At 64.3% G+C, this 12,796-nt stretch carries 11 protein-coding genes and 1 pseudogene; 6 read left to right on the forward strand and 6 right to left on the reverse strand.

Translation table 11 applies throughout. The annotated features are described in order from the left end of the window. Window position 1: 1 nt before the first annotated feature. The gene (locus tag FCF25_RS06720; protein ID WP_137047833.1) at window positions 2–1,348 is read right to left on the reverse strand and encodes a tryptophanase; all 1,347 of its coding nucleotides are present in this window, start codon (window positions 1,346–1,348) and stop codon (window positions 2–4) included. 215 nt (window positions 1,349–1,563) lie between these two features. Further along, the gene (locus FCF25_RS06725; RefSeq protein ID WP_117593792.1) at window positions 1,564–2,742 is read right to left on the reverse strand and encodes an aspartate kinase; all 1,179 of its coding nucleotides are present in this window, start codon (window positions 2,740–2,742) and stop codon (window positions 1,564–1,566) included. A 198-nt stretch (window positions 2,743–2,940) separates the two neighbouring features. Between FCF25_RS06725 and FCF25_RS06730 the strand changes: the two genes are divergently transcribed. Next, a complete protein-coding gene (locus FCF25_RS06730) occupies window positions 2,941–3,402 on the forward strand; it encodes a hypothetical protein (RefSeq protein ID WP_117593790.1) in 462 nt (153 codons plus the stop codon). 21 nt (window positions 3,403–3,423) lie between these two features. Here FCF25_RS06730 and FCF25_RS06735 read toward each other — a convergent pair whose 3' ends face one another. From FCF25_RS06735 to FCF25_RS06745, 3 genes are all read right to left on the reverse strand, one after another. Continuing rightward, complete coding sequence (locus FCF25_RS06735; protein ID WP_137047835.1) at window positions 3,424–4,554, reverse strand: NADH:flavin oxidoreductase; 1,131 nt, start codon at window positions 4,552–4,554, stop codon at window positions 3,424–3,426. A gap of 98 nt (window positions 4,555–4,652) precedes the next feature. Beyond that, window positions 4,653–5,108: a hypothetical protein gene (locus tag FCF25_RS06740; RefSeq protein ID WP_137047836.1), complete on the reverse strand. Its 456-nt coding sequence runs from the start codon at window positions 5,106–5,108 to the stop codon at window positions 4,653–4,655. Window positions 5,109–5,165: 57 nt separating this feature from the next. Continuing rightward, window positions 5,166–6,824, reverse strand: a complete 1,659-nt coding sequence (locus tag FCF25_RS06745; protein ID WP_137047838.1) for a DNA-directed DNA polymerase II small subunit — start codon at window positions 6,822–6,824, stop codon at window positions 5,166–5,168. A 335-nt stretch (window positions 6,825–7,159) separates the two neighbouring features. Between FCF25_RS06745 and FCF25_RS06750 the strand changes: the two genes are divergently transcribed. After that, a complete protein-coding gene (locus FCF25_RS06750; protein ID WP_174786370.1) occupies window positions 7,160–7,849 on the forward strand; it encodes a S26 family signal peptidase in 690 nt (229 codons plus the stop codon). Between the two features lie 125 nt (window positions 7,850–7,974). Here FCF25_RS06750 and FCF25_RS06755 read toward each other — a convergent pair whose 3' ends face one another. Continuing rightward, window positions 7,975–9,648, reverse strand: coding sequence for an ORC1-type DNA replication protein (locus tag FCF25_RS06755; RefSeq protein ID WP_137047840.1), 1,674 nt, complete (start codon window positions 9,646–9,648; stop codon window positions 7,975–7,977). Between the two features lie 1,197 nt (window positions 9,649–10,845). Here FCF25_RS06755 and FCF25_RS06760 point away from each other — a divergent pair. From FCF25_RS06760 to FCF25_RS16050, 4 genes and pseudogenes are all read left to right on the forward strand, one after another. Continuing rightward, complete coding sequence (locus tag FCF25_RS06760; protein WP_117593782.1) at window positions 10,846–11,487, forward strand: Era-like GTP-binding protein; 642 nt, start codon at window positions 10,846–10,848, stop codon at window positions 11,485–11,487. Window positions 11,488–11,491: 4 nt separating this feature from the next. After that, the gene (locus FCF25_RS06765; RefSeq protein ID WP_117593780.1) at window positions 11,492–11,875 is read left to right on the forward strand and encodes a DUF2073 domain-containing protein; all 384 of its coding nucleotides are present in this window, start codon (window positions 11,492–11,494) and stop codon (window positions 11,873–11,875) included. Window positions 11,876–11,934: 59 nt separating this feature from the next. Beyond that, window positions 11,935–12,027: pseudogene (locus tag FCF25_RS16045) on the forward strand (Zn-ribbon containing protein); the annotation flags it as partial. 423 nt (window positions 12,028–12,450) lie between these two features. Then, the gene (locus FCF25_RS16050) at window positions 12,451–12,717 is read left to right on the forward strand and encodes a Zn-ribbon containing protein (RefSeq protein WP_394338688.1); all 267 of its coding nucleotides are present in this window, start codon (window positions 12,451–12,453) and stop codon (window positions 12,715–12,717) included. Window positions 12,718–12,796 lie beyond the last annotated feature (79 nt).

Genomic DNA, 12,796 nt, shown 5'->3' on the forward strand with positions numbered 1-12,796 from the left:
GTTACTCCGAGACGGGTCGGAGCGTGGCCGAGAAGTGTCGCAGTTCCGGTACCGGCGGTTCGCCGGTGATTTCGAGGCCGCTCACGCTCTCGCGGCGCGCGGCGACCGAACCCGCCGTCTCCGCGACGTGTTCGAGGTGTTCGCGCGAGTAGGTGCGGCGCGGAACCGCGAGGCGGACGAGTTCGAGTCGGTTCGCGCCGGGGAACGCGAAACTGCCGAGTTCGACGGCGCGGACGCCGCCCTCGCGGTAGAGTTCGCAGACGAGCGCCTGTCCGGGGAACTGGTCGCTCGGGAGGTGCGAGAACAGTCGACCCGCGTCGAGATACACCGCGTGTCCACCCACGGGTTTGTAGACGGGGACGCCCTCGGCTTCGAGCAGCTCGCCGAGTACCCGTACCTGTCGGACGCGTTCTTCGACGTACGGCGGTTCGACGGCCTCGCGGAGGCCGACGGCCATCGCTTCGATGTCGCGGCCGGCCATCCCGCCGTAGGTGGGAAAGCCCTCGTAGAGGATGGCGCGCTGTTTGGCGGCCTCGAAGATCCCGGGGTCGCGCATCGCGGCGAAGCCGCCGATGTTGACGAGCGCCTCCTTCTTGCCGCTCATCGTCACCGCGTCGGCGTACGACAGCTGTTCGCGGGCGATATCGGCGACCGAACTCCCCTCGAACTCGGCCTCGCGCTGCTGGACGAAGTAGGCGTTCTCGGCGAAGCGGCAGGCGTCGACGACGAGCGTCGCATCGATTTCGGCGGCAAAGTCGGCCACTTCGCGGGTGTTCTCGACGCTGACCGGCTGGCCCGCCGTCGAGTTGTTCGTGATGGTGAGCACGACGACCGGAACCGCGTCAGCCCCGACGTCGGCGACGATGTCGCGAGCGCGGTCGACCGAGAAGTTCCCCTTGAACGGACCGTCGACGCTCGGGTCCTTCGCGCCCTCGACGGGACAGTCGACCGGGTCGGCACCCTGGTTGGCGACGTGCGCGCGGGTCGTGTCGAAGTGCGCGTTGTTGAGCACGACGTCGCCCTCGTCGACGAGGCAGCCGTAGAGGACGTTCTCCGCGCCGCGGCCCTGATGGGTCGGGACGACGTGCGGAAAGCCCATCACGTCTTCCACGGCGTCGCGGAGGTTCGCGAAACTCGTGCTGCCGGCGTAGGACTCGTCGCCGCGGAACAGCGCGGCCCACTGCTCGTCGCTCATCGTCCCGGTGCCGCTGTCGGTCAGCAGGTCGACGTAGACGTGCTCGGCGGGGATGTTGAACGCGTTGTAGCCCGCGTCGTCGAGGATTTCGTCCCGCTTCTCGCGGGAGGGAAGCGAGATGGGTTCGACCATCTTCGCCTTGTAGGAGCGCATGGTCGGCGTCGTCGCTCGGATGTCTTAATACCGCCACGAGAGCGTCCGTTCGTTTCTGCCTAACTGTGCGGAGGAGGCTCCGACTCTGGTCGCCGACACCGGAATCTGTGCATCGCCAGCGGGAGCGTGACGAGACAGACAGCCGAGGAGAGCGAAGGAGAGACAGATCACTGTGTAGCGTGCTCCGAAACGAGCGAAAATCGGCCCCGCCGGTGTTACATCCGCTGTTGGACGATGTCGAGCGTCTTCTCGCGGTCGGCCCAGTCGACGAAGATGGCGACGGAGGTCGCGCTGGTGATGAGGTCGTGGATGTTGATGCCCGCCTCCGCAAGCGGCGAGACGATGCCGCGGATGATGCCCGGCTGATTCGGCAGTTCGCCGCCCGTGATTCGGATGACAGCGACGGATTCGTCGACGGTGACGCTGGAGAGCGACTGGTCGGCGACGACGGCGTCGTGCAGCAGGCTCTCGGCCTCCTCTGCCTCTTCGGTGGCGACGTAGAAGGTGACCGAGTCCATCCCGCTGGCGACGGCTTCGATGTTGATGTTGGACTCTCGAAGCGACTCCGAGAGGTCCGCGAGGATGCCCGGACGATTTCGAATCGCACGTCCGGCGACGGTGAGACAGGCCAGTTCGGTCTCCTGGAGGTCGATGAGGTTGCGGAACTGCCCCTCTATCTGCGTGCCGCCGGTCAGCAGGTCGCCGTGCTGGTAGTGGACGACGCGGACCGCGAGGTGGTCGTCTTTGTAACTCAACGCGCTCGGCGCGACGACCTCGGCGCCGCGGAACGAGAGGTTTCGGAGTTCGTCGACGGTGATGCGGCCGACGTTTCGCGCGCCCTCGACGACGCGGGGGTCGCCGGTCATGACGCCCTCGACGTCGGTGACGATGACGACCTCGTCGGCGTTCATGTACTTGCCGAGCATGACGGCGCTGGTGTCGCTGCCGCCGCGGCCGAGCGTCGTTATCTCGCCGTCGGCGTTCTGGGCGAGGAAACCGGTGATGACCGGGACGACGCCGTCGAGTCGCTTCGCGAGTGCGGCGGCGCGGCGCTGCGTCTCCTCGACGTCGACCTCGCCGAGGTCGTTCGTGATGATGGGCCACTCCTCGCTGCCGGGTTCGACGAACAGCGCGTCGACCCCGCGGGCCGCGAGGGCGGCTTTCAGCATCCGGACGCTCGTCCGTTCGCCCATGCTGACGATTTCGGCGCGGTCGCGGTCGTCGGCTTCGAACTGAATCTCGTCCAGCAGGTCGTCGGTCGTGTTCCCCATCGCACTGGCGACGACGGCGATCTCGTGACCCTCCTCGACCGCCGCGGCGACGGAGTCGGCGGCGCGATTGATTCGGTCGCCGCTACCGAGACTCGTCCCACCGAACTTCGCGACTACGCGCATCCGAGCGTCACCTCTACCTCTCGACGCCGGACGGGACCGTGGTGCTCAGACATGGGGTGCGATAGCGGTGGAGAACCCATAACTGTGTTCACTCTCCCAACGGTTGCCGGTCCCGAAGGCGTAGGCGGGGCGGCGGTCGACGACGCGGTGTGCGACGGTTACCCACGGGCTTAAGCGCGACGCCGAGGAACCTGCGGTATGGAGATACGCGATGCGGTCGAAGCCGACGCCGAGGCCATCGCCGGTATCGCCGACGCGCCGACCGACGTGATGCGAAATCTCGTCCACGACCGGACCGTCCACGTCGCCACCGAAGCGAACACCGTCACCGGTCCGAACGAGGACGCGGACGGAGCAGAGACGGCCGACGCCGACCGACCCGACGCGAGAACCGACGAGCCAATCGTCGGCTTCGTCAGCTACGACGCCAGAGACCGGACGGTCCACGTCACGCAGTTCGGCGGACAGGGCGACGCAGTCGAACGACTCCTCGAAGAACCGCTTCGGTTCGCTCGGGCCGAGCGGATGGCTGCCGAACTGCTCGTCGGGGCCGACGACGACGAACTCCGCGGGGCCGCAGAGCGGGTCGGCTTCGAGAAACAGGGGTCGGGACCGCAGTTCGACGGCCAGCAGACCGTGCGATATCGACTTCAGCCGTAACGCGAGCTTCGAGTTCCGCTCTCAGTCGTCGGCCGTCTCAGCGACTGCGTCGGCGTCAGCGTCGGGCAGTTCCTCGTCGCCGATGGTCGCCTCGGGGACGAGAATCGCGCCGGGGTCGAACTCGGCGAGTTCCTCGTCGTTTCGGACGCGTTCGGGCCAGTCGGCGTTGGCGAGCGCGCTCGTTCCGAGCGTCAGGAGGTCGGCTCCGGCGTCGAGCGCGGCGCGGGCCGAGTCGGGGTCGCCGAGTCCGCCGTTGGCGACGACCGGCGCGTCGGCGTGTTCGACGGCGACCTCCGCGAGTGTCGGACCGTCGTCGCCGAACGCCGGGGCGAGGCCGTCGCCCTCGGTGGTGTGGATGTAGTCCGCGCCCGCATCCGAGAGCGCCTCGAACACCGTCGCGGCGTACTCCTCGCCGGGCCACTCGTACGTCTCGTCGTTGACCTTGGTCTGGGAGACGCGGATGCCGACGACGAACTCGTCGGGCAGCGCCTCGGAGACGGCTTCGACGACTTCGGCGGGGAAGCGCGCGCGGTTCTCGGCGTCGCCGCCGTAGCGGTCCTCGCGCTGGTTCGCGTCGGGCGCGAGGAACTCGTTGAGCAGGTAGCCGTTCGCCGCGTGGAGTTCGACACCGTCGAATCCGGCTTCCTTGGCATTTTTCGCGGCTTCGACGAACGAGGCTTCGATGTCGCCGAGTTCTTCGATGGTCAGTTCGCGCGGCGTGTCGAACGCGCCGCTGCCGCCGTACAGCTCGGATTTCTCGCCCTCCGGCTGAATCGCGGAGGGAGCGACCGTCTCGTCGGCGTGCGGGTTACCCTGCGAAATCGCCCCCGCGTGCATCAACTGCGCGAAGATGGGTTTGCCCTCCTCGTGGACCGCCTCGGTCACCTTCTCCCACGCGTCGGTCTGCTCCTCGGTGGCGAGGCCGGGTTGGTTCAAGTAACCCTGGCTGTACTCGGTGTCGGGGTAGACGCCCTCGGAGACGAGGAAGCCGAACCCGCCGCGGGCGAACTTGGCGTAGTACCGCGCCATCCGTTCGGTGGCGCGGCCGTCGTCGGTCGCACTGGTTCGGGTCATCGGTGCGAGACCGACTCGGTTGTCGAGCGACACTCCCTCGAACTCGAACGTCTCGAACAGCGCGTCAGATTCGGACATACTCGTTCCGAGGGACGCCTCGGTGAAAGGGAGACGGCGGTGGTGCACGCGGAGTACACGCGATGGGTGGTATCGGGGCGCACTGAGTCGTCGGATAGTCAGGAGGTCGCCTCGGGCCGCGAACCCTCTCCACTTCGCTTGGAAACGAGCAGATACGCGAGCGGAATCGAGACGAGCATCGTCGGAACGGCGTACATCACCTGAGTAATCGGGTCCGGCGGAGCGACGAACGCCCCGAAGACGAACGCGGCGACGACGCCGAGCGGCATCGCAGTTGCACTGAGTTCTCGCTTCGTCGGGGAGGGGTCACGGCCGGGAATTCGCAAGAGGCGGAAGAAGTAGAAAAGTCCAAAGGGGCCGAGAAACGGCGAGAGAAACGCGAGTACGGCCTGTCGATCCGGGTCGCTTCGGTCACGAGCGACCGCGTCGTGGTAGAGCGCGTACGCGAAGCAGAGCTGTGAAGCGATAGCGAGGCCGCAGAAGACAACGACAGCCACCACGAACTCCGGCGGCCACGTCGAGACATCGTCGACGACGGTAGCGATGGAGGACACTGGTGGTGACTATCACCGAATACCGAAATACGTATCGGAGAGATTAGACGAAATTCGTTACGCGAACTTCCGGACCGTCATGTCCAGCGTGTCGAGGTCGAGAATCGGCGCGTAGCCGGAATCAGGATCGATATTGACGCTCTTCTGGAAGTCGGTCTGTTCCTGCCAGCAACCCGAATTTACGGCGAGGACGTTGTGGTACTTCCCCCAGCCGAGTTTGTGGACGTGGCCGGTGTGGAACACCTCGGGAACGTCGTCGATGACGAGGTAGTCGCGTTCCTCGGGTGCGAGGCGCATGTGACCGCCGTACTGCGGGGCGACGTGGCGCTTCTTCAGGAGTTGGTACATCGCCTTGTGCGGTTCGTCGTAGCTCGCTTTCTCCGATGGGAGTTCGGCGATGACCTCGTCGAGCGAAACGCCGTGGTACATGAGAACGGAGACGTTCTCGATAGTGACGGTGGAGGGATTCGAGGTGATGCGGGCGTCGTGGGCGGTCATGATGTCGCGGAGTTCCTCGTCGAATCCGGGCTGCGGTTCGGCGAGACGGACCGCGTCGTGGTTGCCCGGAATCATGACGATCTCCGTGTCGCCCGGTACTTCCTTGAGATACTCCGAGAACTCCTCGTACTGGTCGTAGATGTCGACGACGTCGAGTTCCTCGTCCTGATTCGGGTAGACGCCGACGCCCTCGACCATGTCGCCGGCGATGAGCAGGTACTCGACGGGGTCGGCCTCGGGCGTGTGGAGCCAGTCGGTGAAGGAGTGCCACGCGTCGGCCATGAACTCCTGACTGCCGACGTGGACGTCCGATATCAGTGCGGCTTGGACGTGTCTGTCGGCCGTCTTCGGCTTGAACGTCCGCGGCACGTCGGGGAAGTGAAGCGTGTCGACGAAGACGATACCGGAGTCGTCCGACAGCGTCCCCTGGATGGCGATACACTCGTCCATCAGGAGTTCGGCGACGTTCTCGGCGATCGCCTTGTCCTTCATCACCAGACAGGGAAACGTCCCCGTGGTGTCCTCCAGTTCGACGAGCCAGTGGCCGCTCGCCGTCGAGCGGACGTCGTTGACGAGGCCGATGAGGTCGACTTCGCTGCCGCCGACCATGTCGCCGATGGCCTTCGCCGGTCGGTGGTTGACGCGTCCGCGAAGGAGTTTCGACAGGCGGTCGTACCGGTCCCGGAACGTCGCGACGAACTGCTTGTACTCGCCGGTTCCGGTGCTCGCGCCGGTCATGTCGTTGGCGATGTCTAGCGAGCGTTTTGCGGGGTCGCGGACGTGTTCAGAGTCGGCGTTCGCGTCCGGCGAACGGACCGCCGATGCGGTAATCGACTCCGCAGAAGGCGAGTCGGACCCCCCCGTTTCCACTGGAGAACCCGCCGGAGTCGACGGGTTCTGTGTCGAGGGTGCAGTGGAAACAGACGGGTCGGCGGAGGACGAATCGACCGAGTTAGTCGAGTCAGGCGAGTCGGGCGAACCGGACGAATCCGGAGTCGTCTTCGTCGGCGCGTCCGCCGCGTTGGCTCCGCCGTCGAGAACCGCTCTGACGTGGTCGACGGTGAGTCGAAGCGCGTCGTCGGGAGCCGTCTCGATGGCCCGTTCCAACGCCTCGGGCGGGTTCGCTGCGCTGGCGAGTAGGGTCACGGCCTCGCGCTCGGCGTTGTAGCCGCGGCTGGCGAGCGCTTTCACGATGCGTGAGGGCGTCTCCAGCGGCACAGGCAGAGATACACAGGTCGAAAGAAAAGCGTGCCGGAGACGACCGGGGACGACGATGACTACCGGAGACGACTGGGGACGACGATGACTACCGGAGACGACCGAGGACCACCGAAGACGATCGGGGGCCGATGTCGGCGGTGGGCGGTCCAGAAAGTTGAAACGCGGACGGTCCGAATCGAAGTGCAATGAGTGCAGGAGATAGCCGCCCGCCCTCCGATAGTTCCGGACCACCGGGAGGGGGCGAAACCTCTACTTCTTCCGATGGAACCGACGCCGACGAACCGGCCGACGGTCCCGTCGGCAGATTTCTTCACGACCAGGACGGACCGTTCATGTTTCTCCGGGAAGTGCTCAGCAGCGCCGCCATCGTTCTCGCTGTCGGGGCGCTCCTGTTCGCCGTCGCCGGTGTTTGGCCGCCGATGGTCGCCGTCGAGAGCGGAAGCATGGAACCACACATGGAGCGAGGCGACCTCATATTCATCACGGAACCCGGTCGGTTCGCACCGGACGCCGGCGACGGGTCGGGAGTCGTCACGTACGCCGAGGGTCAGCGAGCGGACTACCGGTCGCTCGGGTCGTACGGTTCCGTCGTCGTCTACGACAACCCCAACAGCGCCGGACCGCCGGTCATCCACCGGGCGATGTTTCGGGTCGAAGCGGGCGAAAACTGGTACGAGAAGGCCAACCAGGAGTACATCACCGCGGACAACTGCGAGGAACTGGAGTTCTGTCCCGCGCCGTACGACGCCTACATCACGAAAGGCGACAACAACCCGACGTACGACCAGACGAGTTCCATCAGCGCGCCCGTCAAAGAGGAGTGGGTGACCGGCGTCGCGCGGGTTCGTATCCCGTACCTCGGATGGGTCCGACTCGCCTTTTCGAGCACCGCACCCGCGACGACCGACGCCGGACCGATGGTCGTCCTCTCACCGGTGGGGGAGTCGACGACCGCCGACCGTCTCTCGAAACCGAGCGTGACCGCCGAGTTGCCTCCGACGACGGCGTCCGGTTCACCGTAGCCGGGCCAGAACACCACTATTTCGGGTGCGGAGTGTTACGTCCAAAAGAACAGTTTCTACGTCTGGAATCTACGTCTGGAGTCGAAACAGAGGGGTGTTGAATCGGGGGCGGAGGAGTCTGCGAATCAGTTGTCGAACCGCGCCTGGACGAAGGGTTGGGCGTTCTCTATGTCGCCGAGACGCGAGTCCGTTAGCAGGACAGCCTCGGTTTCGTCGATGGGAACTGAGAGGCTGATCTCCTTCGTGCGGCCGTAGCGACCCTTCGAGACGACGACGGCGTTGACGATGCCGAGCATGTCGAGCTCGCTGATGAGGTCGGTGACGCGGCGCTGCGTGAGGATGTCGGCGTCTATCTCCTCGCAGAGCCGTTTGTAGATGTTGAACACCTCGCCGGTGTTGATGTTGTGGACGCCGTTCTTCTCGAGGAGGATGATGGAGAACAGGACGATCTTGCTCTGCGTCGGGAGCGTCCGAACAACCTCGACGACGCGGTCGAGTTCGATCTTGTCCTGAGCTTGGCGGACGTGCGTTTCGGCGACGCCGTCGGCCTGACTCCGCTCGGCGAGTTCGCCCGCGGTCCGGAGGAGGTCGAGCGCGCGACGGGCGTCACCGTGTTCCTGCGCGGCGAACGCAGCGCAGAGCGGGATGACGTGTTCGGAGAGCGCGTGTCCTTTGAACGCCACGTCCGCGCGGTGCTGAAGGATATCGCGGAGTTGGTTGGCGTCGTACGGCGGGAAGACGATCTCCTCCTCGCCGAGCGAGGATTTGACGCGGGGGTCGAGGAAGTCGGTGAACTTCAGGTCGTTAGAGATGCCCATGATAGAGATGCGCGAGTTGTCCAACTCGGAGTTCATCCGCGAGAGGTTGTATAGCGTGTCGTCGCCGGACTTCTCGACGAGTTTGTCGATCTCGTCGAGCATGATGACGACGACGCGCTCGTTGTAGTCGACGGCGTCGAAGAAGGTCGAGTAGACCCGGTCGGTCGGCCACCCCGTCATCGGAACCGCCTCCATCTCCTCGCGGTCGCGTTCGAGTTCGGAGATGCGGGCGTCGACGTCGGCGACGGCGTCGAACTCGGTGTCGGCGAGGGCAGTTTCGTCTTCGCGTGCCTCTCCGGCCAGCGTTTCGAGCGACCGGAGACGGTCGTCGATGACCGTGTGGTTCTTCTCGATGAACTTGTTGGCGAGCTGTGCGAGCACGCGATACTGGGTGTCGGTCACTTCGCAGTTGATGTACTCGACTTCGCAGGGAACGTCGTACTTCTGGGAGGTACGTTCTAGTTCCTGGCTGACGAACTTCGCACTCGCGGTCTTGCCGGTTCCCGTCTTTCCGTATATGAGGATGTTCGAGGGGGTCTCGCCGCGAAGCGCGGAGACGAGAATCGTCGCCATCTGATTGATCTGGTCGGTTCTGTGGGGGAGTTCGTGCGGGGTGTAGGAGGGTCGAAGCACCTCCTTGTTCTCGAAGATCGGCTCGCCCGAGAGCAGGTCGTCGAACAGACCGCGACTATCACCGTCGTCGCCGAGGCCGACGTCGCTCAGCGCGCGCGAGGGGTTCGGTGCACCGGACCGTTGGGCGGTCGGGCCCTCGGATTCGTCGGCGTCGTCCCCCTCGGTGCCGGCGGAGCCGTCGGTCGCGGAGCCTGCCGGTCTCTCCTCGGCGGTCCGGTCGGGCGGAGTTCGACCCGACGACGTGTCGGTCCCCGCTCTGCTCGTCTCTTCGTCGCCAGCCTGTCTTCGTTGCTCCGACGCCGTATCCGCGGGTTCGCCGTCGTCGGAGTGTGAGTCGTCTTCGGTCATCGTTGAGCCCCTCTGTTTCGATTGGAACCGCGCCGGCGACGGTGTAAATTCGGGTGTAGAACCGACGAGAAGCCAATATCGAGCTCGTCGGCCGCCGAGACGCGTCCAGGTGATGCAGAAGAAACGAATGAAGAGGAGGGACAAAAAAGTTACCGCTTCGTGACGAGTTTCGCGTCTAGAAAACTCGGACTAACCGATTCGGACGATTCGAACGAGTCGAGCGATTCGACCAGAAACTCTACGTTTCGGGTGAAGTGGCGGAGTAAATCACACCACTGGTAGTCCCAGCAACCTCGGCGGTCCCAGCAACGTCGGTAGTCGTCGGCAGGTACGTACGGAGCCGGGTCGACACGGTCCCAGTCGCACCACATTCGGGAGTAGTCTCTTGTCAGTCACCCAGGAACTCAGTCGCGGGCTTCGGTCTCGAACTACGTGCGAACTCTCTATGGGGCCACGGACACGCTTCCGTCCGCCACCACTCGTTCAGCGAACGACCCCTCCGTTTCGACTGGAAACGATCGACATCCCCCGACGAGTCGGACAAGAGTGGTCTTTCTCCCGCTCTCGGCCCGTAAGACTGCAGTCGAACCGATGGAGAGGAACGGTCAGTGAGAGACGAACCCCCCCACCCCATCGTTTCCGGTGGAACCGCTCTCGGGTGGGACGGTGTTTTCGAGGGACCTTAGAAAGGGAGGTTTTATTTTGTAGTAAACTCTATTGGTCCGTAGCCTCGGCAAAAAGTTATTTGTTGTTGTTGAGTGGAATTCATTTACTCCGGTTTGTCGATGCGTTATGGATCTCTGCCCCAGTATTTTCTCGGCTCGCCGGCCGGGTCTCCCACGAAGCGTCTCCACCCGAAACGAAGGGGTGGGGGGTGGAGACACGAGGAGGGGGAACGACGAGACCGAGCACGAACGGAAAGAGTCGAAGCCAGTCTCGTGACCCGACTAACTTCGTCTCTCCGCATCTTCTCATTTTCACCCCTCCACTTTTTCCTATAGTCGCGCACGCCTGCGCGGGGAAACACACAATACAGAACCCGGCTCGCACGTCGTTACAGAACTCGATTCGCACGTCGCTTACAACTATCTGTCGGGTAATGTGACCGTTGTCTGACGCAGTACTTAAGTTACCCCGGGGATGTTCTACCGGCATACGCCCCTCCACGAGCGGTATTGGGAGGTGCAGGAGTTTAGGATGGGACTGCTCACAGAACTCAGAGACAGCATATCACGGGTCACCGACCGGCTGTTCTCGGCCTCCGAACCGAAGCGAATCGGTATCTACGGACCGCCGAACGCCGGAAAGACGACCCTCGCAAACCGCATCGCCCGCGACTGGACAGGTGACGCCATCGGTCCGGAGAGTCACATCCCGCACGAGACGCGTCGCGCTCGGCGGAAAGAGAACGTCGAAATAGAGCGCAACGGTCGCGCCGTCACCATCGACATCGTCGACACGCCCGGCGTGACGACGAAAGTCGACTACAAGGAGTTCCTCGACCACGACATCGACAAAGACGACGCGGTCCGTCGCTCCCGGGAAGCGACCGAAGGTGTCGCCGAGGCCATGCACTGGCTCCGTGAGGACGTCGACGGCGTCATCTACGTACTCGACAGCGCAGAAGACCCGTTCACGCAGGTGAACACCATGCTCATCGGCATCATCGAGAGCCGCGAACTGCCGGTGCTCATCTTCGCGAACAAGACGGACCTCGAAGGTTCGAACGTCAAACAGATCGCCAACGCCTTCCCGCAGCACGAGACGGTGCCGCTGTCGGCGCTCGAAGGTGAGAACATGGACGAAGTGTACGACAAGATCGCGGAGTACTTCGGGTGACACCATGCCCGAAGTAAGACGCGGCGACCACGACGGCATCCAGATCGACCTCATCAGCGGCGCGCGGATGGAGAACATGCGGAGCATGGAGAAGATCCGCCTCATCCTCGACAGCGTCCGTGACGGGAAGATCGTCATCCTCGAGGACGGACTCTCGCCCGACGAGGAGTCGAAACTCATCGAGGTGACGATGACCGAGATCAGCCCCGACAACTTCAGCGGCATCGAAATCGAGACGTACCCGCACAAGAGCAGCGACAGCGGGTTCCTCGGCAAACTGATGGGACGCGACTCGACGAAGAAGCTCACCGTCATCGGCCCGGCCAACCAGATCGAGACGCTCCACAAGGACGAGACGCTCATCAGCGCGCTCATCTCCCGGAAGTAGTTCGTATGCCGCACGAGTGTACGAACTGCGGCGAGACGTTCGCAGACGGCTCCAAGGAGATGCTCTCGGGCTGTCCGAGTTGCGGCGGCAACAAGTTCCAGTTCCGCCCCGCGTCGTCCTCGTCGGGCACCTCGGAGTCGACGACTTCGGCGTCGTCGAAGTCCACGAAATCCGCGAAGTCGGCGACCTCCGCGGAACCGGCAAGTTCAACGAACTCGTCGGCGTCCGCGGACACCGGCGGTAACGGTTCTCCCGACGCCGCCGGTCGGAATCGGTCGGCCGATTCGGCCGAGAGTTCGGACGCGGGTTCGAAACGAGCGTGGCCCGGCCAGGAGGCGTCCGAAGACACCGAGTCGAGTTCGCCGAAACCGTGGCCGTCGACGGCCCGCGAACCGGCGAGTCGCAGTCGGTCGACCGCGGCCGCCGAGTCGGACGTAACGGTCGACCCGCAGCGTTCCGCGGAGACGTCGACTCGACGCGGCCAGTCCCAATCGACGGGGACACCGCCGAGCGACGACGAATCTGCGGCCGAAACGCGGGAGGACCGCGCGCAGGCCGACGCTCGAAGCGGCACCGTGAGTCCGGACGAAATCTCGCGCGCTGCACCCGCCGACGCGTCACAGGGCGTGGACGACGGTGCCGAGATCGACGACAAACCGGATCTCTCGACGCTCCGCGAAGAACTCAACGAGCAGTTCGAGAGCATCAAAATCGTCAGTCCCGGGCAGTACGAACTGAACCTGATGGAACTGTACGACCGCGACTCCTACATCATCTCGCTGCAGGAAGACGGCCACTACGTCATCGAGGTCCCCGAGACGTGGAACCGAGACGACGACTGAACCCGGCTCTCTCTGCTCTCCGACTCGTCTTCTAGCTCTCTCTGCTTCCTACCCATCTTCTAGCTCTCTGCTCTCCGAC

Source organism: Haloprofundus sp. MHR1 (assembly GCF_005155585.1).
Lineage (GTDB): Archaea > Halobacteriota > Halobacteria > Halobacteriales > Haloferacaceae > Haloprofundus > Haloprofundus halophilus.